The sequence below is a fragment of the Luteimonas sp. WGS1318 genome (assembly GCF_043187535.1).
Classification (GTDB): domain Bacteria; phylum Pseudomonadota; class Gammaproteobacteria; order Xanthomonadales; family Xanthomonadaceae; genus Luteimonas.
Genome location: NZ_CP171131.1, coordinates 1,880,290 through 1,903,131, shown reverse-complemented (window position 1 = coordinate 1,903,131; position 22,842 = coordinate 1,880,290). Strand labels below are relative to the sequence as shown.

Here is a 22,842-nt window from a genome sequence, read left to right as displayed (position 1 = left end):
TCGGTTAATCCTGTCCGGGCCGCATCACAGCGGCATGTTCATGACGTCCTGGTACGCCTGTACCAGTCGGTTGCGCACTTCCACCGTGGCCCGGAACGCGACCTGCGACTGCTGGGACGCGACCATGACCTTGGCCAGATCCGCGCCGGGTTCGCCGAGTTCGAACGCGCGGACCAGTTCGCCGGAACGCTGCTGGGCGCCGTTGACGCCCTCGATCGCGTTGCGCAGCGTCGCGCCGAAGCTCGGTGCCGCGACCCCGGTCGTACCACCGACCCCCTGCATGCCACCGACGCCGCCCTGCACCGCGATCGCATCGCTGCGCGGCATGTCGGCCGCCGTCATCTGCCGCGCCTGGCCGACCTGGCCCTGGTAGCTGCGGATCTGCGAGAGGATCGAGTTGACCGAATGCGTCATGCGGGCGATCACGAAGGGGACGAACTGTCAGAGGGGATGCAAGGCGCGTGCCGGAATGGCGGATCGGGAGTGACGGGAAGCCGGCGGCGGGTAGGGCGTTGGCCCGTTCGTCTCCAACGTGCCGGAGCCGTCAGGGCACGCTCTGCCGCCGACCGCCGACATCCCCTGTAGGAGCGCGCTCGCGCGCGATGGGGCGTTCCCCGATGCCCCCATCGCGCGCAAGCGCGCTCCTACGGCGATGCCCCGCGTACGTCAGCGGCAGGACCCCTCAGGCCGCCAGGTCGCGCTCGATGCCGTACTTGCGCAGCTTCTCGGCCAGCGTGGTGCGGCGCAGCCCCAGCAGTTGGGCCGCATGGGCGACGACACCCTCGCTGCGCTCCAGCGCCTCGCGGATCAGGCCCAGCTCGATGCGCGCCATGTGGTCGCGCAGGTCCATGCCGTCCTCGGGCAGATGGCCGGTGTCGTCCGCAGCCACGGGTGGCACTGCGACCGCGGCCGGGGATGTGACGGCTTCGACCGTGTCGACCGGTACCGCAAGGGCCGGCGTCGGCAGTGCATCGAAGGCATGCGCGCGGTAGCGCTGCGGCAGGTCCTGCACCCGCACCAGCCCACCGGGGTTCAGCACCGCGAGGCGCTCGACCAGGTTGCTGAGTTCGCGCACGTTGCCGGGCCAGGCATAGCCGGCCAGCACGTCGAGGGTGTCGCCGGCGAAGCGGATCTCGCCGCGGCCGTTGCGGGCCAGCTGGCCGGCGATCGTGCGCACGAGTTCCGGCAGGTCGTCGCGACGCTCGCGCAGCGACGGCATGTCGATCGGGAACACGTTGAGCCGGTAGAACAGGTCCTCGCGGAACTGGCCGTCGCCGATGCGCGTTTCGAGATCGCGGTGGGTCGCGGCGATCACGCGCACGTCGCACTTGATGCTCTGGTTGCCGCCGACGCGCTCGAAGCAGCGTTCCTGCAGCACGCGCAGCAGCTTGACCTGCATCGGCAGGCTCATGTCGCCGATTTCGTCGAGCAGCAGGGTGCCGCCCTCGGCCATCTCGAAGCGCCCCTTGCGTGCCGACAGCGCGCCGGTGAACGCGCCCTTCTCGTGGCCGAAGAGTTCGCTTTCCAGCAGTTCGGCCGGGATCGCGCCGCAGTTGATCGCGACGAACGGGCCGTCGCGGCGGTCGGAGCGCTGGTGGATCGCACGCGCGGCGACCTCCTTGCCGGTGCCCGATTCGCCGAGGATCAACACCGTGGTGTCGAACGGGGCCACCTGGTCGATCATCCGGCGCAGGACCTGTACCGGCTCGCTGGTGCCGGTCGGGCCGCCGCCCTGGTCGGCGGTCGCCTGGTCGTCGGCGTCGATGCGCTTGAGGCTGGCCATGCGCAGCAGGTTCTCGAGCTGGGCGTGGCGCAGCGGCGATTCCAGCGCCCAGACACCGGCTTCGTGCAGGCCGTGGGCGGCAGCGAACGCCGCCGGCTCGTCGTCGAGCAGCAGCACCGGGGGCGCCACGCCGGCCTTGCCCAGCCATGCGAAGAAGGTCCGTGCGGCCTCGGCGTCGTCGATCGCGCCCACCAGCACGGCCATCCAGTCGCTGGGACGGTTGCGGGCGGCGGAGATCTCACCGGGCTCGGACACCCAGCGCGGGCGCAGGTCCATGAACTCGAGCAGCGTGCACAGCCGCTCGGCGCGGTCGTCCTGGCTGTCGATGACGAGGATGCGGGGCTCACTCATGACACGACTCCATCACGCGGCGCGGCCGCATGCAGGGATTCCAGGATCTGCATGACGTCCTGGATGTAGGACAGCTTGCTGACGAAGTTGTCGGCACCGGCGCGGGTGGCGTGCTCGCGGTGCTCGGCATCGTCGAAATGGCTGGCGATCACGACGTAGGGGGGCGCGTCCTGGGCCTTGATCAGGCGCGTGGCCTGCAGGCCGCCCATCTCGGGCATCGCCAGGTCCATCAGCACCACATCCGGACGCAGCGCCTCGGACTGGGCGATGGCCTCGAGGCCGTTGCTGGCGGTGCCGACGACCTTGAGCCACTCGACCTTGCGGAAGTGGCGCTGGGCCGCGTTGATGAAGCCCTCGTGGTCGTCGACCAGGAGCACGTGGATGGTCTGCATTCCGATGTCCTCAGCCCGCACGGGCGAGCAGGGTGGGGCGGGCGCCGCGACGGCGCGCGCGGGCCGGGGCGATGTCGAGCTGTTCGCGGTACTTGGCGACGGTGCGCCGCGCGATGTGCACGCCCTGGCGGGCGAGCAGCGCGGCGATGGCTTCGTCGGCGAGCGGGCGCTGGGCCGGTTCGGCGTCGATCAGGCGACGCACCATGGCCTTGACCGCGGCGCCGGAGACGTTGGCGCCGTCGAGGCGAACGGCGAAGAAGCGCTTCATCTCGATCGTGCCGCGCGGCGTCTGCAGGAACTTGCCGCTGGTGATGCGCGAGACGGTGGATTCGTGCATGCCGATCGCATCGGCGACGTCCTTGAGCGTCAGCGGCGCCATGGCTTCCTCGCCGCGTTCCAGGAACGCGGCCTGGCGCTCGACGATCACGCGTGCGGTGCGCAGCAGCGTGTCGTAGCGCATCGACAGGCCGCGGGTGAACCAGCGGGCTTCCTGCAGCATGTCGCGCATCGGCGCGCTGGCCGGGGACTCGGCCAGTGCGCGCTCGTAGCCGGCATTGATCGACACGCGCGGCGCCGCGGCGGGGTTCAGCGCGACGCGCCAGCCCGCATCGGCATGCCAGACGACGACGTCGGGTACCACGGCGGTCGCCTCGACCGGCGCGCCGGACTGGGCGGGCCGCGGATCCAGCGACAGCACGATGCGCACGGCCTCCTGCACGTCGGCCTCGTCGCGCTGCAGGGACTTGGCCAGCGCGACGATGTCGTGCGTAGCGAGCAGATCGAGCGCGCTTTCGACGATGCACCGGGCGAGCACGCGACCGGCGACGCGGCCGGGCAGGGCCGCCAGCTGCGCGAGCAGACATTCGCGCAGGTCACGCGCGGCGACGCCGGCCGGGTCGCCGGCCAGCAGCCGCTGGCGTACGGTTTCGAGCGCGTCGGCGCCGCAACCGAACCGCGTGCGACCGGTTTCGATCAGTGCGGCATGGGGCGCAGCGAGATAACCCGAGTCGTCGCAGTGTTCGAGCCAGAACGCCGCGATTTCGAGCGCATCGCCATCGAGTTCCGAGGCGAGGCGCTGCAGCACGCGCAGGTGCGGATCGGTGGATTCGCCGGCCGCGATACGCTGCAGGCCGTCCTCGTCGTCGCCGCTCCAGCTGGCGCCGCGCACGTCCCACATCGAGGATTCGGGCAGCTCGTCGAACGCCGCGACGTCGCCGGCAGCGTCGACGCGTTCCGGCACTGGATTTGCAACAGGCTCTTCGTCGAGTTCGAGCAGCGGGTTCTGCTCCAGGACGCGGCGGATCTCGAGTTCGAGCTGCAGGCCGTCGAGTTGCAGCAGCCGGATCGACTGCAGCAGCTGCGGCGTCATCTGCAGCGATTGGCCGAATTGCATCGAGGTGGTGGCACTGGCTTTCATGTCGCCGGATTCCCGTCGCGGCGCTCCCCGCGCCTGTGAAAGCATCGTGAAGCCGTCGCGACGGCTCCGCTATCGGGGGGTTTCCGACGTCGGACGGGGTACGCCCCACGCGTGTCGGGGTTTCCCCGACAGCGCTCCGGTCACGAGGGCGACGGCTTTCCGTCGATTGGGGCCACAACTCGCGGCGGCGCGCGTTTCAGTCCGGCTGGCGCCCGTGACGCGCGGCGAGCAGCACCAGTTCGTTGGCACGACGGCAGCCGAGTGCTTCCATCATCCGCGCGCGGTGCGTCTCGACGGTCTTGACGCTGATGCCCAGCTCGACCGCTATCTCCTTGCTGCTCAGACCACGGCCGATCATGTCGAGGATCTGGCGCTGACGGTTCGACAGTGATTCGACGCCTTCGGTCTTCGGCCGGCCGAGCAGGGGCGCCATCATCCGCGACGACAGCCGCGGGCTCAGGAACACCTCGCCGGCGAGCGCGGTGCGCAAGGCCAGTTCCAGTTCGAGCGGCGCCGCATCCTTGACGACGAAACCCGACGCGCCGCGCTCGAGTGCGCTGCGCACATGCTGGGAATCGTCGTGCATCGACATGATCAGCACGCGGGTGGCCGGCAGTTCGGCGTGGATCGCGGCCATCGCCTCGATGCCGCTGCGGCCGGGCAGGGACAGGTCCATCAGCACGACGTCAGGGCGATGGATCAGGGCGAGGTCCAGGGCCTCGTCGGCGCGGCTGGCCTCGGCACAGACGTCGACACCGCCGAATCCCTGCAGCAGCCGGGTCAGGCCTGCCCGCACCAGGGTGTGGTCGTCGACGATCAGCACTCGCACCAGCCGGTCTCTCCCTACGCCGGGCCGGGCCCGGTTGCCGAAGGATACGCGAGAGCGCCGCCGTTCATCGGCGGCGCTGCTCGGCGACCTGGCGCCGGTGCAGACGGAACAGGTGGCGGTCGAGCGCCTCCTCGAGGTCGCCGCGCAGCGCGGTGAACGCGAGCCACACGCGTGTGCCGCCGTCGTGGGGCCGGCAGGCGACGACGGTCGCCGGCAGTTCCAGATGATCGGGCAGCCATTCGGCCGGCTGCAGGCGCACCAGCACGGTCGTGCCGGGCGACCAGGTCTCGCACTGCTCGAGATCGACCCGCAGGCCCGTGCGCGCCCAGCGCACCGGGTGCTCGGGCAGGCTGTCGGCACGCATCGCGAGCCGGCCGACCAGGGCCAGGATCAGGTCGAGCTTGGCGTCCATGCGCTGCGCGAGCAGCGGCAGGTCGCCGTGTTCTTCACCGCCGTCGTCCTTGCGCAGATCTTCGATCTGGGCGAGCCCGTGCAGCAGGTTGACTGCCTGCGACTGGCGCCCGCGGGACGACGACGCCAGCACCGCGACCGGCAGGACCAGTTCGCAGTCGAGGCTGTCGCCGAACAGGGCCGCGTCGGTCGGGTCTTCGTGCGGGGTGGGTGGGGTCGTCACGGCGCGGTCTCGGCGTACGCGCGCGAGGCGGCGTCCTGACGGTGGCCCTGACGCAGGGCATCGCCGATGACGGTCTGCCGTTCACGCATGTGCAGCAACACCGCGTTCTGCATCTTCAGCAGCTCGCGTAGGACATCCACGGGCGTGTTCGGCGCGGTGGAGTCGATGTAGTGGCGCAGCGCGGCGTCGTAGGCGGTCATGCGCGCCGCGGCGTCGTCGAACGCGTCGGTGTCGATCGCCGCGCCGAGCGCGTCGAGCTGGTCGACCAGGTCCTGGCGAACCGCGGAGTTCACGCGGCGACTCCCGGGCCCACGGGCGCGGTCGTGCCGCCGGGCCGGATCGCGGACCACGCCGCATCGATCTCGCCGAGCAGCTCAAGGCATTCCTGGAGCGCCGCGGCGTCATTGTTGAGGTTGGCTTCGGTCAGGCGGCGCAGCACGTAGTCGTACAGCGACGACAGATTGCCCGCGATCTCGCCGCCGGCCTCGTGGTCCAGAGAACCGCTGAGGTGGCCGACGATCGCGCAGGCCTCACCGATCGCCTTGCCTTTGCGTGCGGGGTCGCCCCGCTCGAGGCAGGCTTCCGCCAGGCGGATGCGCTCGCAGGCACCGGATAGCAACAGTGCGACCAGCTTGTGCGGATCGGCGTCCATGACGGCGCCTTCGAGCTGGCTCTGGCGGTACTGCTGGGCGTAGTGACGCTGCATCATGGGTCGAGTCCCTTCGGGCTTACTTGGTCTGCGCCGACAGATTGGCGAGCTGCTGCGCCAGTGCGGTGCTGGTGGTGGTCATCTGGGCCATCAGCGAATCGAGTGCCACGAACTGCGCCTGATAGCGCTTCGCCGCCGCCTCCATCCGCACGTCCAGCGCCTCGCGCTGGCGGGTCACGTCCTTGAGCTGATCGTTGAGCCCCTTGGTGCGCAGCGAGAATGCGCCGTCGGTCCCGACATAGCCCTTGACCGCCGTGTTGAGCTTCGCGGCCAGGCCGTTCTCGCCGGTGAACGCGGCGATGACGCTGGCGGAGTTCGCCGCCATCGCCTCGTTGAACTTGGTGGCGTCCAGGACCAGGGTGCCGTCCGGATTGGGATAGCCCTGCGTCTGCAGGCCCAGCGTTTTCGCATCCAGGCCCTGTTCGGCGAGTCCGCCGAGCAGATCGGTCATGACGTTGCGCAACTGCGAAGCCGCCCCGCGCATCTGCGCATCGCCGGTCAGCGAGGAGGGGGTCTTGGTCTCGGCGTTGTACGTGGTCGCGGTGCCGATCGACTTGAGCGCGGCGTTGTAGGCCTTGACGAAATTGTCGACCGCCGTGCGGCTGCCGGCCGGATCGGTCTTGACCTCGACGCGGCTGGTGCCGGTCTGCTTGAGCACCAGCGACATGCCGGGCACTGCGTCGGTGATGGTGTTGCTGGCCGATGTGGTCACCAGACCGTCGATCGAGACACGCGCATCGGCGGCCGGCGACTGCTCGGCCAGGCCGCCGACCAGCGCCTGGAGATCGCTGCCGCCGGTGAGCATCTGGATGCTGATCGCATTGGCCGCGCCGGTCTTGGCGCTGCCGAGCGAGAGATGATGACCTGCGTCGGAGGTCAGCACCGCCGCCTGCACGCCGTGCTTGCCGGCGGCGTCGTTGATCGCGCTTCGGATGTCGGCCAGCGTGGCGTCCGCCTTGACCGTGATGTCGACCGATGTCTCGCCGATCCCCACGCGCAGCGTGCCGGCGCCGAACTTCGTGCCCACCTCGGTCCCGGCGCCCAGTAGCTTGTGCGCGGTGGCCAGTGACTGCACCTCGACCTCATAGCTGCCGACCGGCGTATTGCGGCCGGCGGTCGGGGTGAGCACGCTGTCGGCGGTGCCGGTGGGCATGGTGCCGGAGGCAACCGAAAGCGTCGTCGACGTGACGGTGCGGACGCCCAGGGCGTCGACCTTCTGCAGGTTGTCGAGCGCGGTTTTGAGCGCATCGAACGCGGAACTGACACTTCCCAGGCCGGACAGCTTGAACTTGGTCGCCGATTCCAGCGTATTGAGCCGGGCGTTCTGCGGCGCACGGTCGGCGGCCACCAACTGGTTCACGATCCCGCTGATGTCCAGCCCGGAGCCGATGCCGCCGTAGCCGAATGAATAGTCCGCCATGATTCGTCTCCTCGCCGGGAACCGCCCCGGGCGGGCCGCGCACGGCGGCCATCAGTTGTAACGGCGCGATGCCGCGATTCTTGAGGGCTGCAAGATGTGTGCCTGCGCGCCGCGTCAGGTTCCGCGCTGCATGCAACTGCGCGACACCTGTAGGAGCGCGCTTGCGCGCGATGCGCGTTGCCGAGACGGCGCCATCGCGCACAAGCACGCTCCTACACGCGGGCCCTTGGCGCACAGGCGAGCGGGCCCAGACGGCCGAGATCCAAAACCGGCAAAAAAAAACCTCCGGCGAACGCCGGAGGTCTTCGAGGCGGGAGAGGCCAGCATCGGCCTCTCTGCCCGTGTCGCCAGGACTCAGCGCAGCAGGCTGAGCACGTTGTTCGGCAACTGGTTGGCCTGGGCCAGCATCGCCGTACCGGCCTGCTGCAGCACCTGGGTGCGCGACAACTCGGCGGTTTCCTTGGCGAAGTCGGTGTCCATGATGCGGCTGCGCGAGGCCGACAGGTTCTCGGAGCCCGTCTGCAGGTTGGCGACGACCGAGCTGAAGCGGTTCTGCACGGCACCGAGTTCAGCGCGCGAGGAGTTCACGGCGTTCAGCGCGGCGTCCATCGCCAGGATCGCGTTGTCGGCGCCTTCGGCCGTCGAGATGTCCAGGTTTGCGAAGCCCGTCTGGGCGGCACCGACTTCACCGTTGTCCTGCGTGCCGACGAACTCTGCCGTCGCGAAGCCCGCAGCCGCGTCGTCGCTGGTCACGGTGATGTCGAACGCGGTGGCATCTGCCTTGGTGAAGCTCAGTGTGCCGGCCGCTGCGGTGCCGCTGACGGTGATGCCTGCAGTCGCCAGATTGTCGCGGACGGTCTGCGAGGCCAGCGCGGTATCGATGTCTGCTGCGGTGACCGCGGTGTCGTCAGCCGCGGCGGTGACGCTGAGAATTTCGACGCCGTCGACTTCGAAGCTGAATTCTTCCGTGTCGGCCAGGTTGGCAGCGGTGAATGCACCCGAGACTGCCGACGTGTTCGGCGTGTCGACCGAGGTCCAGCTGCCCAGCGCGGCGATGTTGGCATTGGCGATCGACGCGATCTCGATGGTCTGGCCCTGGTTCGCACCGACCTGGAAGGCCTGGGCGGTGAAGGAGCCGTCGAGCAACTTCTTGTCGTTGAACGAGGTCTGCTCCGAGACGCGCTGGATTTCAGCCTTGAGCTGTGTCACTTCCGCATTCAGTGCGGTGCGGTCGGAGTCGGAGTTGGTGGCGTTGCGCGACTGCACCGACAGCTCGCGGATGCGCTGCAGGTTGTTGCCGATCTCGCCCAGCGCGCCTTCGGCGGTCTGCGCCAGCGAGATGCCGTCGTTGGCATTGCGGGCAGCCTGGTTCATGCCGCGGATCTGGGTGGTGAAGCGCTCGGAGATCGCGAGGCCGGCGGCGTCGTCCTTGGCGCTGTTGATGCGCTGACCCGAGGACAGGCGCTGGATCGAGGTGGCCAGGCTGGCGCTGTTGGTCGACAGGTTGCGCTGGGCGTTGAGCGAGATGGTGTTGGTGTTGATGACGGACATGATGCAGGTCTCCTGGTATGGGGAATCCGGCACGGGAACAGGGCCTGGCCGGTGGCTCCGCAGGGGGTTGCCGTTGTGTCGGCCCTGTCCTCTGCTGTAACCAATAACGGCGTCTCGTCGTCAAGCTTTAATGCTGTGTTGCCGGCGATTCGCAGCCCGCTTCCGGGCCGCTTGCATTAACGGCAGGACATCACGCGGGTTTAGCAGCGATGTGGTGATGTCGCGCAATGGGCCAGGCGGGCGTAAGGGCGGCCGTGCTCTGTGGGCACGCGCTCGCGCGCGACCAGGCTTGGTCGGGGACGCCACATCGCGCGCAAGCGCGCTCCTACAAGCGCATGTGCGTCGGTGCTGAGCATCGTGCGTAAGCGTTCGCTTGCCGCAGTGGACGGAGGGCGAGCGCGCGCGTCTGTGTCCGATACGTGCAGCCGTTCGAAAAGCGACAACCTCCAGCAGCGCTTGCGACTCTCCGGGTGCGGCTCATCCGTAGGAGCGCGCTTGCGCGCGACGAGGCTCGGCCGGTGAAGCCGCATCGCGCGCGAGCGCGCTCCTACAGACGCATGTGCATCGGTGCTGAGCATCGTGCGTGAACGCTCGCTCGCCGCAGCGGGCGACGACGATCCTGGGTCGGCATTCGATGCGTGCAACAGCGTTGAATAGCGAAACATTCGGCAGCGCTTGCGACTCCCCGGTGCGGCTCATCCGTAGGAGCGCGCTTGCGCGCGAAGGGGTTCGGCCGATGAAGCCGGATCGCGCGCAAGCGCGCTCCTACGGACGCATGGGCGTCGATGCTGACTATTGCGCGTAAGCGTTTCGCTCGACGCACCGGGCGGGTGGGCGGGTGGGCGACGATCGCGCTGGTCGGTGTTCGATCGCAGCAGCTGGAACAGCGACGCATCCTGCGGCGGCTGCTACCGGATGAGAGCTTTACTGTAGGAGCGCGCTCGCGCGCGAAGAGGCGTTGACTGAGAAGGCCACATCGCGCGCGAGCGCGCTCCTACAGTGAGATGCATGCAGGCACTGATGCGTGTCGACATTCGATCGATGCAGCAGCGAGCGGCGGCGCATGCTGCGTGCGCATGCTTCGATGGCGGCCGCTCATCTTTAGGAGCGCGCTGGCGCGCGAAGACGCTTTGGTCAGGAGCGCCGCATCGCGCGCATTCGCGCTCCTGGAGTCCAGGGAGCGCGGGTTACGAATCGTAGCGCGCGATCAGCGCAGCAGATCGAACAACGACAAGCGTTGCATCTGCACGAAGCTCAGCTGCGCCGCTTCGAGCGCGACCTTTTCGAGATTGAAGCGGCTGATCGCTTCGGCGTAGTCCAGATCGCGGATGCCCGACAGCGTGGTTTCAATGGTCAAGGTGTGCGCATCGCGCAGCGACGCGGCGTTGTCGAGTGCGGCCAGCTGCGCACCGCCGTTGGCGCGGACATCGATGAAGTGGTCCATCGCGGTCGAGATATCGCGCATCGAGCCCTGCAGCGCGTTCTGCTGCGCGGCACGCTCGGTGTCGGTGGTCGGCGCCATCGTCAACGCACCGAGCAGGTTGTCGATCGTGGCGAACACGTCGCGCGTGCCTGCGGGCCCGAGCGAGAACGCATCGCCGTCCGCAGGCGCGCCACCGATCACCACACGTGCACCGGCAACCGTGATCGCCTCGCCGTCGACGTGCGTACCGCTGCCGACGACGTCGCCGGCCGCATCGGTGACCTCGTACGCGTTGTCCGCGCCGAAGCGGATGCTGTAGCTGCCGCCGCTCCACTGGCCGGAGTCGGTCAGCCCGAAGCTGCCGATGCGCCCGGTGCCGGTATTGCCGGCATCGGCAGCCACATCGATCCGTCCGTCACCGGTGCGCACGCGCAGGAAGACCTCGCTGCCCGGCATGGTGTCGGCGACGAACATCTGTGGCGCGACCTCGACCTGGCGACGGGTCTGGTCGCCCGCATAGGCAACGCCGCCGCCGACCTTGGCGAACGGCGGCGAGCCGTCCTGGGTGCCGCCGAACAGATAGCGTCCGGCCCCATCCGGGCTGTTGGCGATGTCGAGCAGACTGGCGCGCAGCGCGGTGACTTCGGTGGCGATGGCCTTGCGGTCTTCGTCCGACAGCGACGCGCTGTTGGCGCGCACGGTGAGTTCGGTGATGCGACCCATGACGTCGCCGGCCTGGGTCAGCGCCGATTCCTGCATGCCGAGCCGATGCCCGACCGCGTTGGCGTTCGAGCCGAAGCGTTCGAGCTCCGCCTTGGACCGGTCGAGCGTCACCGCCGCACCGGCGCCCACCGGATCGTCCTTGGCCGTCAGCAGTTTCTTGCTGGTGGTCAGTTCGTTCTGGATGCGCGCCAGCGACGCCTGCTTGGACTGCAGCGTCGAGAGCGACTGCTGGTAGAGCATGCCGGTGGAGATGCGGGTCATCGGCGGACGGCTCCGAGCAGGGACTGGAACAGGGTGTCGGCGGTCGAGATGATCTGCGCGGCGGCCTGGTAGGCCTGCTGCAGGCGGAGCATGTTCGCGGCTTCTTCGTCGAGATTGACGCCGGAAATGCTCTCTCGCGCGTTCTCGGCCTGCGCGTGCAGCGTCGCCTGGGCCTCGGCGGCGTAGCCGGCGTGGCGCGCGGCCGAGCCCACCGCGGTGGTCAGGCCCGAGATCGCGCCGTTGAGGCTCAGCGAACCGCCGTTGAGCGCCCGGGCATCGTCGAAGCCGGCCAGCAGCGCCGCATTGCCGTTGTTGCTCGAGCCCGGCGCGGTCGGCGTCATGCTGAAGGTGTCGCCGGCCGCCGGAATGCCGTCGAGCACGAACGACCAGCCGTTGGCGCTGATCGTGTCCCCGGGGGTGTAGGCGAACGGGCCGTCACCGTCGATCGTGTACTGGTCGCCGTCGAGAAACTCGATCGTCGACGGCGTGCGCAGCGCCGGATCGGCCGCATCGGGGATGCGCACCGTGCCCGGCTTGCCGCTGCCGAGATTGCCCAGCGTGGCCTGCACCTGCACCGGCGTGGCGGCGGCGATACGGCCGGGATCGGTGATCGCCACCGACAGGCCGCGCGCGGCCTGGGCCGTGGGCTGCAGCAGGAAGCGGTCGCCCTCCTGCGCGGCGCCGTCGACCTCGAGCGCGATGCCGGCCGCGCGCAGCGGGTCGCCGGGGGCACCCGAGCCCGTGACCGGGAAGCTGGTGCCGGTGGCGGCGTCGGTCGCGGTCCAGGCACCGCTGCGGAACTGCAGCACCAGATTGCGGCCGTCGACCGCGCCGAGATCGTCGACGCTGGCGGTCAGCCGCGCGGTGCCGGTATTCGCCGCATGGCCATTGACCGCCGGCGCGGGGACGTTGAAGAACGCGCCGCCCGCATCGCCGTACTGGTCGACGCCGGCAGCGTGGCCGTCATTGAACGCGGTCCCGAGGGCGAGGGCGATCCGGCCCAGCTCGGCCTGCGTGGGGTCGAGCACCTGCTCGCGGAATTCGAGCAGGCCGCCGATCTTGCCGCCCATGACGCGTTCGTCGATGCGGATCGTCTGGCCCTGGCTCTGCAGTGCCAGCTGTTGGCGTTCGGGGCGGTAGGGGTCGGCGACGGTGGTCAGCTGCGAGGCCTGGATGCCGACCACCAGCGCCTGGCCGCCGGCCGAGAACACGTTGATCGCGCCGCCGTCCTGCTGCACGGCGGTGCCGCCGGTCAGCGAGACGAGATCACGGATCATCTGGTCACGGCGATCGAGCAGATCGGGCGAGGCCGTCTGCGCAGTGCCGATGCGGCCGTTGAGCTGGGCGATCTCGCTGGTGAGGCGGTTGACCTCGGTGGCGCTGGCCGCGAGCCCGCTGTTGACCTCGGTCCCCAGCCGGTCGAACTGGCCCTGCAACTGCTGGAACCGCGTGGTCAGCGCGTTCGCCTGGCCCAGCATGTTCTGCCGCTCGGCCGGCGCCGAGGCATTGGACGACAGCGCGCTCACCGAATCAAAGAAGTTCGACCACAGGCCGGCAACGCCGGTGGTGGACTCGGACATCAGGCTGTCGATGCGCCCGGACAACGACGACAGCTGCTGCAGCCTGGCAAGTTCGCCGCCGCTGTCGATCAGGCGGGCGTTGGCCAGATCGTCGGCGACGCGGCGCACGTCGCTGATCTGGGTACCGCGGCCGACGTAGCCGGTGCCGATGAACTGCGGCGAGCGCGCCTCGAAGTCCACCGTCTGGCGGCTGAAGCCGGGCGTGTTGATGTTGGCGACGTTGTGGCTGACCGTCGACAGTGCCCGCTGGAAGGCGATCAGTGCGCTGGTGCCGGTGGAGAGGATATTGGCCATGGGCGGACTCAGCGGCGCAAGAGCGCCTGGACCGCGCGTTCGGCGGCCTCGGCGACGGTGTTCACGGCGGCGGGCGCCGCGGCGTGTGAAGCGGGCGCAGCGCCGGTCCCGGCACGCGCGAACTGCGAGATCGTCGACAGGGCACGGTCCATGGTCGGGCCGTTCGCGATCGCGCTGAGCTTGTCGGCATAGCGCGGGTCGGTGGCGTAGCCGGCCTGCTGCAGCGCGCTGGCGAAGCGGCGCACATCGCCGCCCGATTCCAGGGCCTGGCGGTAGCGCGGGTTTGTTTTGAGCAGGCGCACGTAGTCGGCGAAGCTCTCGGCGGGGGATGCGTAGGCGCGGAACTCGGCGCGTTCGGTCTGGCGCACGCCGTTGGTGTACTCGTGCGTGGTGGCGGCCGCGCGCTCGCCCTTCCAGCCCGTGGCCTTGATGCCGAACAGGTTGTGCGCGGTGCCGCCGTCGCCGCGCTGGATCGTGCGCCGCCCCCAGCCGGTTTCCAGCGCCGCCTGCGCCACCAGCGCCTTGGCATCGACACCCAGCTCGCGGGCCGCCGCCTGGGCATGCGACCAGATCGACGCGACGAACCGCTCCGGCGATCGCGGCGCGAAGGAGTCGGCCGCAGCGCGGGAGGCACGTTCGAGCGCAGCCGGTGCCTGCGCGACGGCCGCACCCGCGGTGCGGGCGATGCCGGTGGCGGCATCGGCGACCGGGCGGGCGCGCTGCATCAGTGATTCGATCAACCCGTCCATCGGCGAACGCGTCGACGCGTCCGACGCGGCATTCGGACTCGCGGGCCGGCCGGCGATCAGATCGAGCGTCTGGGTGCCCAGCGCCTCGGGCAGGGCCGTCATGCCGGCGCCGCCCGTCAACGGCAGGCCGCTGGCGGCGTCCGCCGGCGGTGCGAGCCGCGGATCGAGCGGCGCCGCATCCGCGTCGCCGCCGCCGAGCTGGCGCGCGATCACCTTGGCCAGGCCCAGGCCGTTGCCCTCGGTCATCGACTTGGCGAGGCGCTGGTCGTAGAGATCGCGATACAGCTGGTTTTCGCCGGGGAACAGGGAATCGCCCATGCTCGCGTCGCGCATGCTCTTGATCAGCATCTGCGCGAACACGCCTTCGAACTCGCGCGCGGCCTGGTCGATGCGCGCGGCATCGGGGCGTTGGGCGGGGTTGAGTTCGACGGGCGAGGACGCGATGCGCATGTCAGATGACCTCGAGCTCCGCGCGCAGCGCGCCGGCCTGCTTCAGCGCTTCGAGGATCGCGATCAGGTCGCCAGGCGCCGCGCCGACGGCGTTCACCGCGCGCACGATCTCGTCGAGCGAGGTGCCGCCGGCGAACTTGAACATGCGGCTGCCGTCCTGGTTGACCGCAATGTCGGACTGCGGCGTGACCACGGTCGTGCCGCCGCTGAAGCCGCCGGGCTGGCTCACACCCAGGCTTTCGGTGATGGTCACGCTGAGCGAGCCGTGCGCGATGGCCGCCGGCATCACCTTGACCAGTGCGCCCATGACGACGGTGCCGGTGCGCGAATTGACGATGACCTTGGCCGGCGCCGTGCCCGCCGACACCTGGACGTCCTCGACCTCGGCCAGGAAGCCGATACGCGCGCCCGGATCGAACGGTGCGCGCACCGCCACCGTGACACCGTCGACCGCACGCGCGGTGCCGGGGCCGAAGCGGGCGTCGAGCGCGGCCACCATGTTGCGGATGGTGCTGAAATCGCCGCGGTTGAGGTTGAGCGTGAGCTCGCCGCTGTCGCCGAAACCGCCGTCGACCGCGCGCTCGACCATCGCGCCATTCGGAATCCGGCCCACGCTGGGCACGTTGACCGACACACGCGAGCCGTCGCGGCCCTGGGCACCGAAGCCGCCGACCACCAGGCTGCCCTGGCCGATCGCATACACCTGTCCGTCGGCGCCCTTGAGCGGGGCCATCAGCAGCGTGCCGCCACGCAGCGACACCGCATTGGCGATCGACGAGACGGTGATGTCGATCGTCTGTCCGGGCTTGGCGAAGGGCGGCAGCTCGGCGTGGATCGCGACGGCGGCCACGTTCTTGAGCTGCGGATTGACGTTGGCCGGCACGGTGACGCCCAACTCGTTGAGCATGTTGCGCAGGCTCTGCACGGTGAAGGGCGACTGGCTGGTGCGGTCGCCGCTGCCGTCGAGGCCGACGACCAGGCCGTAGCCGACGAGCGCGTTGCCACGGACCCCGCCGACGGTGGCCAGGTCCTTGATGCGCTCCTGCGCGTGCACGGGCGCGGCCAGCGTGGCGGCCAGCAGGGCGAGCGGCATCAGGCGGAGCAGGGAAGTACGCAGCATGGCGGTGGCCTGGTGGAAACTCAGTAGGGATAAAGGCGCGAATGGAAGAACCGGCCGAGCCAGCCCATCGCATTGGTTTGCGCGATCGCGCCTCGGCCGCCGTAGACGATGCGCGCATCGCCCACGCGGCTCGACAGCACGCTGTTGTCGGGAGCGATGTCGGCCGGGCGCACGATGCCCTGCACCTGCACCAGCTCGTTGCCCTGGTTGAGGCGGATCTGCTTGCTGCCTTCGACGACCAGGTTGCCGTTGGGCAGGCGCTGGACCACGGTCACGGTCACGTTGCCCTGCAGGCGATTGCTCTGGGCGCTGCGGCCGCTGGCGTCGAAATCGCGGCTGCCGCTGGCCGAGGCGCTGAGCACGTCGCGGCCGCCTATCGTGACCGGCGCGCCGAACACCTGGGGCACGCCGATGTCGACGCTGCTTTCCTTGCCCATCTGGGTGCTGGCGTTGGTCTGCGCGGTGGTGTTCTCGATCAGCTGGATCGTCAGCAGGTCGCCGACGTCGCGGGCGCGCTTGTCGGCGAACAGCGACAGGCCGTTGCCGCCGCCGGCCTGGTAGATCGCACCGGGCGTGGCGTAGGCGGGTGCGGCGACGACAGGCTGGATCGGCGCCATCGCGGGGTAGGGACGCACGTCGCCGGCGGCGACACAGCCGCCCAGCAGGGCGGGCAGGGCCAGGACGGCGAGGCGGCGAAGGGAGTGGGCACGGATCATCGCGATGCTCAGACGTTGTTGTTGAGGTAGCCGAGCATCGAGTCGGTGGTCGAGATCGCCTTGGCGTTCATCTCGTAGGCGCGCTGGGTCTCGATCATGCTGACCAGTTCCTCGACCACGTTGACGTTGCTCCCTTCCAGCGCGCCCTGTTCAAGCAGGCCCAGGCCGTTGAGCCCCGGCGTGCCGTTCTGTGCCGGGCCGGAGGCCGTGGTTTCCAGGTACAGGTTCTCGCCGCGCGCCTGCAGGCCGGCCGGGTTGATGAAATCGGTGACGGTCAGCGAGCCGATTTCCAGCCCCTGGGCCTCACCGGCCATCTGCACGGTGATGGTGCCGTCCTTGCCGATGGTCATCGACTGCGCGCCCTCGGGCACCTGGATGCCGGGCTGCACCGGAAAGCCGCTGCTGGTGACCAGCTCGCCCTGGGCGTTGATCTGGAAGCTGCCGTCGCGGGTGTAGGCCGGCGTGCCGTCGGGCATCAGCACCTCGAAGAAGCCGCGGCCGTTGACCATGACGTCGAGTGCGCGGCCGGTCTGCTGCGGATTGCCCTGCTGGAAATCCTTCGACGTCGAGACCACGCGCACGCCGGTGCCGAGCTGCAGGCCGGTCGGCAGCTGGGTCTGCGCCGAGCTGGAACCACCGGGCTGGCGCACCTGCTGGTACAGCAGATCCTCGAAGTTCGCGCGATCGCGCTTGAAGCCGGTGGTGTTGGTGTTGGCGAGATTGTTCGACACGACCGACATGCGCGTCTGCTGCGCATCCAGTCCGGTCTTGGCCACCCACAGCGCCTGGTTCATCGGTTGGTCCTCGGTGCGGGCGCGCGTGGCGCCGTCGTGATGGGAGATGCAATCGGTGTGCCAGTGGGGCCGGGACTGGGGATTCGGGATTGGGGATTCGGACAAGCGGGCGGGCTGCGAGCGTGGAGCGGTGCGCGCTGCGCGTGCCTATGACGCATCACGAGTCACGAGTCGCGCGTGCGAGCGCCCTTCGGGAAGCGGTGTTCATCCGGCAACCCGGCGTTTGCCGAATCCCCAATCCCGAATCCCCAATCCCCCGCGCGCGAAGCGCGCGCATCAGCCGCCCAGTCGCAGCAGGCTGTTCGCGGCCTGGGCGTTGTCGTCGCCGCGCTGGATCAATTTGACCTGCATCTCGAACTGGCGCTGCAGCTGGATCATCTGCACCAGCGCACCGGCGGCGCTGACATTGCTGGTTTCCAGTGCGCCGGTGGTCATCACTTCGCCGGGCGCCTGGGCCAGGGGCGTCTGCGGATCGGTATTGCGCATCAGGCCGTCGAGTCCACGCGCCAGCCGGTCGGGCGTGGCGTCGACCACGCGCAGCCGGCCGATCACGGCCATCGTCTGCGGACCTTCGCCCAGCGGCACGATCGACACCGTGCCGTCGTGGCCGATGTCCAGCGCCTGGTGCGGCGGCAGCGCGAACGGCATGCCGTTGTCGTCGACCAGCGGATGGCCGCCGCTGGTGACCAGCTGGCCGTTCGGGGTGAGCGACAGATCTCCGGCGCGGGTGTAGGCCTCGCTGCCGTCGGCTGCCTGCACCGCCAGCCAGCGGTCGGCGCGCAGCGAGACGTCGAGCGGATTGCCGGTGACGCGCTGCGCCCCCATGCGGTTGTCGAAGCCCTGGTCGATGTGCATCGCGTCGATGCGCGAGGCATGCGTGCCGCCCTGGATGCGGTAGGCCTCGGTATTGGCCAGCGCCGCCTTGAAGCCGGCGGTGTCGGCATTGGCGAGGTTGTGCGACACCGTGCCCTGCGCCTGCAGCGTGGCGCGGGCGCCGGTCATCGCGACGTAGAGGGCTTTGTCCATGGGCGGGGATTCGGGATTGGGGAGTCGGGATTGGAAGAGGCGGGGTCAGGCGGGGAGAGACGGGACTGCAGCACCGAATCCCGAATCCCCACTCCCGAATCCAACGGTCATCAACGAATGTTGATGACCGTCTGCGTGACCTGATCCTGGGTCGAGATCATCTGCGCGTTGGCCTGGAAGTTGCGCTGCGCGACGATCATGTTGACCAGTTGTTCGGTGAGATCGACCGTCGACGATTCCAGCGCGCCGGCCTGGATCTGGCCGAAGTCCGAGCTGTCCGGTGCGCCGGTGCGGCCCGCGCCCGAGCCGTAGGTCTCGGCCCACATGTTGTTGCCCTGCGGCTGCAGGCCCTGCGGATTGACGAACGTGGTCAGGGCGATCTGGCCCAGCGGCTGGTCGGCGCCGTTGGAATAGCGTGCGAACACCACGCCCTCGGCCGAGATGCTGACTTCATTGAGCTTGCCCGCGGCGTAGCCGTCCTGGCGGGTGTCGCGCAGCTGGAAGCGCTCGCCGTACTGGGTGGAGCCGGTGAGGTCGAGATCGAGCTGGAGCACGCCGGCACCGTTAGCCGGGGTGAACGGATCCAGCGTGATCCGGCCGTCGGTCGGCGAGAGCAGGGCGCCACTGTCGGAGAACTGCAGCGTCGTCGGTGCGCCGACGCTCGTGCCGTCGACGTAGTTGTGCACTTCCCACTCGTTCGGGTTGGCGGTCTTGACCAGGTAGGAGGTCTGCACGTGGCCGACGCCGAGCGAATCGAACACGGTGATGCCACCGGTCGAGCTGTTGTAGCTGTTCGGCTCGGACGGATCGAAGGTCGCCATCGTCGGCGGCGTGGCGTTGCCGGGCAGGGTGAACATCAGGTTGACCCGGCTGCTCGGCCGCGGCGGGCTGTCGGTGGTCAGCAGCTGCAGGTCGGTCACGCGGCCGACGTCGAAGCCGTCGGCATTGGTGCGCGGCGGATACACCTGCAGGCGCGCGCCGTCGGGCGTGCCCACGAAGCCCTGGGCGTCGGTCTGGAAATTGCCGGCGCGGCTGTAGGTGCGGGCGCCGTTCTTGTTGAGGGTGAAGAAGCCTTCGCCGTCGATCGCCATGTCCAGGCTGCGCCCGGTGGGATCGATGTTGCCCTGCGAGAACTGCTGGGCGACGTTGCTCAGCTTCACGCCCGAACCGATCGCATTGCGCGACAGGCCGTACGAACTGTTGGAGAACAGATCGGCGAACTCCGCACGCGACTCCTTGAAGCCGGTCGTGTTGACGTTGGCGATGTTGTTCGCGGTGACGTTGAGATTGGCGTTGGCCGCGTTGATGCCGGACAGCGAGGTGTTGAAGCTCATGGCGGACTCCGTGAGGTCGTGCGCGGGAAAACGGGAGGAGAAGGAGAGGTGCGTCAGCCGACGCGCAACACGTAGTCCAGCGGCGCGGTGCCGAGGCCTTCGAGGTCGAGATACAGGCCGTCGGCGCCGACCGAGACGCTTTCGACCTTGCCGCGCACATAGGTGCTCAGGCTGGTCGTGGCGCCGCTTTCGGTGACGTGCTTGGCGGTGATGCCGTAGGTGCCTTCGGGCAAGCGCTGGCCGAATGCGTCGGTACCGTCCCAGGCGAACGGCACCTCGCCGGCCGCGGTGGCCGGCACGGTGAACTGGCGCACCGGCTGACCGTTGGCGTCGGTCACCTCGAACGTCACCAGACCCGGCGCCGGCGCGGCGACGATGCCGCTGGTACCGCCTTCGGCGGGCAGCGCGACCTTGCTCGAAGGCAGCAGCACCTCGCGGCCGATCATCGTCGCGCCGCGCAACAGCTGGTCGCTCGCCATCGCGCCGGCGAAGCCGTCGACCGAGGCGTTGAGGCTCTGGATGCCCTGGACGGTGGAGAACTGCGCCAGCTGACCGAGGAACGCGCTGTTCTCCATCGGGTTCAGCGGGTCCTGGTGCTTGAGCTGCTCGGTCATCAGGCGCAGGAAATCGGCCTGGCCCAGCGACTCGGCCTTCTTGCCGGCCGCGGCCGCCGGGGTGCCGCCCAGCCCGAGGCTGCTGTAGACGTCGTTGGCGATGGTGCTCATCGAAGGATGCTCATCGGATCGTGACTCGTGGGGACTGTGCGCAGGCCGGGCAGCGTCGGGTCAGCGACCACGTGCCTAGCGGCCCATGCTGAGGGTGGCGACCGCCAGTTCCTTGGCGGTGTTGAGCATCTCCACGCCGGCCTGGTAGCTGCGCGAGGCGGAAATCATGTTGACCATCTGCGAGACCGGATCGATGTCGGGCGCATAGACGTAGCCCTGTTCGTCGGCCAGCGGATGCCCGGGTTCGTAACGCTGGATCGGCGGCGTGTCGCGCTCGACGATGCCGGCCACCTGGACGTTGGTCAGCGCCGGATCACTGCCGTGCGCGGTCGCGCGGAAGATCGGCTCGAGCGGGCGGTAGACCTGGTCGGGCGAGCCGGCGACCGAATCGGCGTTGGCGAGGTTGCTGGCCAGGGTGCTCAGGCGCACCGACTGGGCCTGCAGCGCGGAGCCGGCGACATCGAAGATCGGCAGGTTGCTCATGGCTTACTGTCCCGTGATGGCGGTCAGGAGGGTGCGCACCTTGGACTCGAGGAAGCTCAGCGAGGCGCGGTATTCGAGGGCGGCTCGGCCGTAGGCCGCGCGTTCGGCATCGGGATCGACGGTGTTGCCGTCCAGGCTGGCCTGGGCCGCGATTCGGGCCAGTGCGAACGGCTGCATCCCGTCGTCGCCGGGCAGGGGAATGTGGTTCGACTGGGTTTCGCGGGCGGGCAGCGGCCCGGCTTCACGCACCCGCGCGGCATTCGCCAGCGCGGCGTTGAAGTCGAGATCGCGCGCCTGGTAACCGGGAGTGTCCGCATTGGCCAGGTTGCTGGCGATCAGCTTCATGCGCTGCTCGCGCAACGGCAGCGCGTCGGCCTGCAGTCCGAGATAGGACGAGATCAGATTGGACATCGGCGCCTCCGGCAAACCTGTGCCGGGGTGGTTGCAAGCGGCGTGCCAGAAGGGCGGGGATGGGGGAGTCGGGATTGGGGATTGGGACGGCGCAGCCTTGGGCCACGGGCGCCGACCCAACGCTCTTTTGTAGGCGCGCGCTCGCGCGCGACGGCATGCTTGCCGAGCCCCTTCGCGCGCGAGCGCGCGCCTACACGGGGCGCCCAGGTGCGACGAAGCGCTGAGTCGCGGCGTTCCGGAGACGGGAATCGGACATTCCGGAGTGGCGCCGGAAACCGGTCAAGGCCCCATTCCGGGCACCGCGTTTCCGTAGGAGCGCGCTTGCGCGCGAAAGGAATCGCCGCAAAGCCCGGTCACGCGCGTGGTTTAGACGATCAGAACGCGGGCGACGGCCACGCGCCACGCTGGGCGGGGATTCCCGGGGGGATGTCGCTGGCCCACCTGGTTCAAGGCTGGGCGGGTGAGCCGGGGTATGGGGCGACAAACCGCCTGAGGAGCGCGCGCGGGCCTCTACCTCAGTCGCCATTGCGCGCGAGCGCGCTCCTGCAGGGAGCGGGCGCGAGCCCGCGCCGGTTTCAGGCGACGAGACGCCCGCCGGCGGCCTCGGCCACCTCGTTCAGGCGCTTGAGCACCTCGTCGGCCAGGTCGTGCGGGCTGTACTTGGCGACGAAGGCGTCCGCGCCGACGCTCTGCACCATCGAGGTGTTGAACACGCCCGACAGCGAGGTGTGCAGCAGCACGAACAGGTCGGCCAGACCCGGATGACGACGGATTTCCGTCGTCAGCGTGTAGCCGTCCATCGCCGGCATCTCGATGTCCGAGACCACCAGGGCATAGCGCTGCGACGGCGGTTCGCCGGCGGCATGCAGCTGCAGCAGATGGTCCAGGGCCTGGCGGCCGTCCGACAGCAGGGTCACGCCGACCCCGAGCTGGTCGAGCACGCTGCGGATCTGCTGGCGGGCGACGCGCGAGTCGTCGACCACCAGCACCTGCATCGGCGGCGCGCCCTCGGGCAGGGCGTATTCGGGCGACAGGTCAGCGTCCATGCGCGCCTGCGAGATGTCGGCCAGCACGCTTTCCACGTCGATGACCTGGATCAGTTCGCCCTGGAAACGCGTCACCGCGGTCAGATAACCCCCTTCGGCGCCGAGATCGGGCGGTGGCTGGATGTCGGCGACCGCGATGTTGACGATGCGTTCGACCTCGCTGACCAGGAAGCCCTGCACCGAACGGTTGAACTCGGTCACCACCAGGTAACCGGGCAGATCGGTCTGGCTGCGCTCCGGGTGGCCGATCGCCAGGCCCAGGTCGAGCACCGGCACGCTGCGACCGCGCACGTCGGCCACGCCGGCGAACTGAGCCGGCAGGCCGGGCACCTGGAACAGCCCCGGGCGGCGCAGCACTTCCTGCACCTTGAACACATTCACGCCAAAAATCTGGCGGCCGCCAAGCCGGAACAGCAGCAGCGCCAGGCGGTTGTGGCCGGCGAGGCGGGTGCGCTGGTCGATACGGTCGAGCAGATCATCGGACATGTCGCCGGTATCGGCCCTCGGGCCATCGACTTGAGTGCCGGGATGCGCGGCCGCGCTTTGCGCCGTCGCGGCGTTGGCGCCCAGTACGGCCGCACTCCGACGGCACACGATTTGCATGGAGGTCAGGGCCCTGCC

At 69.4% G+C, this 22,842-nt stretch carries 22 protein-coding genes; all 22 read right to left on the bottom strand.

What is annotated here, in order from left to right; translation table 11 throughout:
* Positions 1-24: 24 nt before the first annotated feature.
* Positions 25-414 carry a flagellar hook-basal body complex protein FliE gene (gene fliE, locus ACF3M1_RS08805; RefSeq protein ID WP_393999841.1) on the bottom strand — a complete coding sequence of 130 codons (390 nt, stop codon included), beginning with the start codon at positions 412-414 and terminating at the stop codon, positions 25-27.
* 268 nt (positions 415-682) lie between these two features.
* Positions 683-2,134: a sigma-54 dependent transcriptional regulator gene (locus ACF3M1_RS08800; protein WP_393999839.1), complete on the bottom strand. Its 1,452-nt coding sequence runs from the start codon at positions 2,132-2,134 to the stop codon at positions 683-685.
* Positions 2,131-2,526, bottom strand: coding sequence for a response regulator transcription factor (locus tag ACF3M1_RS08795; protein WP_393999837.1), 396 nt, complete (start codon positions 2,524-2,526; stop codon positions 2,131-2,133). Before ACF3M1_RS08795 ends, ACF3M1_RS08800 begins: the two co-directional genes overlap by 4 nt.
* Before the next feature lie 10 nt (positions 2,527-2,536).
* A complete protein-coding gene (rpoN, locus tag ACF3M1_RS08790) occupies positions 2,537-3,943 on the bottom strand; it encodes an RNA polymerase factor sigma-54 (protein ID WP_393999835.1) in 1,407 nt (468 codons plus the stop codon).
* Positions 3,944-4,139: 196 nt separating this feature from the next.
* Complete coding sequence (locus ACF3M1_RS08785) at positions 4,140-4,772, bottom strand: response regulator (protein ID WP_393999834.1); 633 nt, start codon at positions 4,770-4,772, stop codon at positions 4,140-4,142.
* 64 nt (positions 4,773-4,836) lie between these two features.
* Positions 4,837-5,406, bottom strand: coding sequence for a PilZ domain-containing protein (locus tag ACF3M1_RS08780; protein WP_393999832.1), 570 nt, complete (start codon positions 5,404-5,406; stop codon positions 4,837-4,839).
* Positions 5,403-5,699: a hypothetical protein gene (locus ACF3M1_RS08775; RefSeq protein ID WP_393999830.1), complete on the bottom strand. Its 297-nt coding sequence runs from the start codon at positions 5,697-5,699 to the stop codon at positions 5,403-5,405. Before ACF3M1_RS08775 ends, ACF3M1_RS08780 begins: the two co-directional genes overlap by 4 nt.
* Positions 5,696-6,115, bottom strand: a complete 420-nt coding sequence (gene fliS, locus ACF3M1_RS08770; protein ID WP_393999828.1) for a flagellar export chaperone FliS — start codon at positions 6,113-6,115, stop codon at positions 5,696-5,698. Before fliS ends, ACF3M1_RS08775 begins: the two co-directional genes overlap by 4 nt.
* A gap of 19 nt (positions 6,116-6,134) precedes the next feature.
* The gene (gene fliD / locus ACF3M1_RS08765; protein ID WP_393999826.1) at positions 6,135-7,535 is read right to left on the bottom strand and encodes a flagellar filament capping protein FliD; all 1,401 of its coding nucleotides are present in this window, start codon (positions 7,533-7,535) and stop codon (positions 6,135-6,137) included.
* Positions 7,536-7,889: 354 nt separating this feature from the next.
* Positions 7,890-9,089, bottom strand: a complete 1,200-nt coding sequence (locus tag ACF3M1_RS08760; RefSeq protein ID WP_394005222.1) for a flagellin — start codon at positions 9,087-9,089, stop codon at positions 7,890-7,892.
* 1,204 nt (positions 9,090-10,293) lie between these two features.
* Positions 10,294-11,493, bottom strand: a complete 1,200-nt coding sequence (flgL, locus tag ACF3M1_RS08755; protein WP_393999824.1) for a flagellar hook-associated protein FlgL — start codon at positions 11,491-11,493, stop codon at positions 10,294-10,296.
* Positions 11,490-13,367, bottom strand: a complete 1,878-nt coding sequence (flgK, locus tag ACF3M1_RS08750) for a flagellar hook-associated protein FlgK (protein ID WP_393999822.1) — start codon at positions 13,365-13,367, stop codon at positions 11,490-11,492. The genes flgL and flgK overlap by 4 nt, the downstream gene beginning before the upstream one ends.
* Before the next feature lie 8 nt (positions 13,368-13,375).
* Positions 13,376-14,566, bottom strand: a complete 1,191-nt coding sequence (gene flgJ, locus ACF3M1_RS08745) for a flagellar assembly peptidoglycan hydrolase FlgJ (RefSeq protein ID WP_393999821.1) — start codon at positions 14,564-14,566, stop codon at positions 13,376-13,378.
* A 1-nt stretch (position 14,567) separates the two neighbouring features.
* On the bottom strand, positions 14,568-15,686 hold the full coding sequence (locus ACF3M1_RS08740; RefSeq protein WP_393999819.1) for a flagellar basal body P-ring protein FlgI: 1,119 nt from the start codon (positions 15,684-15,686) through the stop codon (positions 14,568-14,570).
* Positions 15,687-15,706: 20 nt separating this feature from the next.
* The gene (gene flgH / locus ACF3M1_RS08735) at positions 15,707-16,402 is read right to left on the bottom strand and encodes a flagellar basal body L-ring protein FlgH (protein WP_393999817.1); all 696 of its coding nucleotides are present in this window, start codon (positions 16,400-16,402) and stop codon (positions 15,707-15,709) included.
* 8 nt (positions 16,403-16,410) lie between these two features.
* A complete protein-coding gene (gene flgG / locus ACF3M1_RS08730) occupies positions 16,411-17,196 on the bottom strand; it encodes a flagellar basal-body rod protein FlgG (protein WP_393999815.1) in 786 nt (261 codons plus the stop codon).
* Between the two features lie 276 nt (positions 17,197-17,472).
* The gene (locus tag ACF3M1_RS08725; protein ID WP_393999813.1) at positions 17,473-18,222 is read right to left on the bottom strand and encodes a flagellar basal body rod protein FlgF; all 750 of its coding nucleotides are present in this window, start codon (positions 18,220-18,222) and stop codon (positions 17,473-17,475) included.
* A 110-nt stretch (positions 18,223-18,332) separates the two neighbouring features.
* The gene (gene flgE / locus ACF3M1_RS08720) at positions 18,333-19,556 is read right to left on the bottom strand and encodes a flagellar hook protein FlgE (protein ID WP_393999812.1); all 1,224 of its coding nucleotides are present in this window, start codon (positions 19,554-19,556) and stop codon (positions 18,333-18,335) included.
* Positions 19,557-19,609: 53 nt separating this feature from the next.
* Positions 19,610-20,281: a flagellar hook capping FlgD N-terminal domain-containing protein gene (locus ACF3M1_RS08715; RefSeq protein WP_393999810.1), complete on the bottom strand. Its 672-nt coding sequence runs from the start codon at positions 20,279-20,281 to the stop codon at positions 19,610-19,612.
* 75 nt (positions 20,282-20,356) lie between these two features.
* Positions 20,357-20,764, bottom strand: coding sequence for a flagellar basal body rod protein FlgC (gene flgC / locus ACF3M1_RS08710; protein ID WP_393999809.1), 408 nt, complete (start codon positions 20,762-20,764; stop codon positions 20,357-20,359).
* Positions 20,765-20,767: 3 nt separating this feature from the next.
* Positions 20,768-21,175, bottom strand: a complete 408-nt coding sequence (gene flgB / locus ACF3M1_RS08705; protein WP_393999807.1) for a flagellar basal body rod protein FlgB — start codon at positions 21,173-21,175, stop codon at positions 20,768-20,770.
* A gap of 575 nt (positions 21,176-21,750) precedes the next feature.
* Positions 21,751-22,707 (bottom strand): chemotaxis protein, encoded by a 957-nt coding sequence (locus ACF3M1_RS08700; protein ID WP_393999805.1) that lies wholly within the window; start codon positions 22,705-22,707, stop codon positions 21,751-21,753.
* Positions 22,708-22,842 lie beyond the last annotated feature (135 nt).

Bases quoted from the DNA above. Each gene is read 5' to 3' on its own strand.
- fliE (WP_393999841.1), bottom strand. From the start codon at position 414: ATGACGCATTCGGTCAACTCGATCCTCTCGCAGATCCGCAGCTACCAG.
- ACF3M1_RS08800 (WP_393999839.1), bottom strand. From the start codon at position 2,134: ATGAGTGAGCCCCGCATCCTCGTCATCGACAGCCAGGACGACCGCGCC.
- ACF3M1_RS08795 (WP_393999837.1), bottom strand. From the start codon at position 2,526: ATGCAGACCATCCACGTGCTCCTGGTCGACGACCACGAGGGCTTCATC.
- rpoN (WP_393999835.1), bottom strand. From the start codon at position 3,943: ATGAAAGCCAGTGCCACCACCTCGATGCAATTCGGCCAATCGCTGCAG.
- fliS (WP_393999828.1), bottom strand. From the start codon at position 6,115: ATGATGCAGCGTCACTACGCCCAGCAGTACCGCCAGAGCCAGCTCGAA.
- fliD (WP_393999826.1), bottom strand. From the start codon at position 7,535: ATGGCGGACTATTCATTCGGCTACGGCGGCATCGGCTCCGGGCTGGAC.
- flgL (WP_393999824.1), bottom strand. From the start codon at position 11,493: ATGACCCGCATCTCCACCGGCATGCTCTACCAGCAGTCGCTCTCGACG.
- flgK (WP_393999822.1), bottom strand. From the start codon at position 13,367: ATGGCCAATATCCTCTCCACCGGCACCAGCGCACTGATCGCCTTCCAG.
- flgJ (WP_393999821.1), bottom strand. From the start codon at position 14,566: ATGCGCATCGCGTCCTCGCCCGTCGAACTCAACCCCGCCCAACGCCCC.
- ACF3M1_RS08740 (WP_393999819.1), bottom strand. From the start codon at position 15,686: ATGCTGCGTACTTCCCTGCTCCGCCTGATGCCGCTCGCCCTGCTGGCC.
- flgH (WP_393999817.1), bottom strand. From the start codon at position 16,402: ATGATCCGTGCCCACTCCCTTCGCCGCCTCGCCGTCCTGGCCCTGCCC.
- flgG (WP_393999815.1), bottom strand. From the start codon at position 17,196: ATGAACCAGGCGCTGTGGGTGGCCAAGACCGGACTGGATGCGCAGCAG.
- ACF3M1_RS08725 (WP_393999813.1), bottom strand. From the start codon at position 18,222: ATGGACAAAGCCCTCTACGTCGCGATGACCGGCGCCCGCGCCACGCTG.
- flgE (WP_393999812.1), bottom strand. From the start codon at position 19,556: ATGAGCTTCAACACCTCGCTGTCCGGCATCAACGCGGCCAACGCCAAT.
- ACF3M1_RS08715 (WP_393999810.1), bottom strand. From the start codon at position 20,281: ATGAGCACCATCGCCAACGACGTCTACAGCAGCCTCGGGCTGGGCGGC.
- flgC (WP_393999809.1), bottom strand. From the start codon at position 20,764: ATGAGCAACCTGCCGATCTTCGATGTCGCCGGCTCCGCGCTGCAGGCC.
- flgB (WP_393999807.1), bottom strand. From the start codon at position 21,175: ATGTCCAATCTGATCTCGTCCTATCTCGGACTGCAGGCCGACGCGCTG.
- ACF3M1_RS08700 (WP_393999805.1), bottom strand. From the start codon at position 22,707: ATGTCCGATGATCTGCTCGACCGTATCGACCAGCGCACCCGCCTCGCC.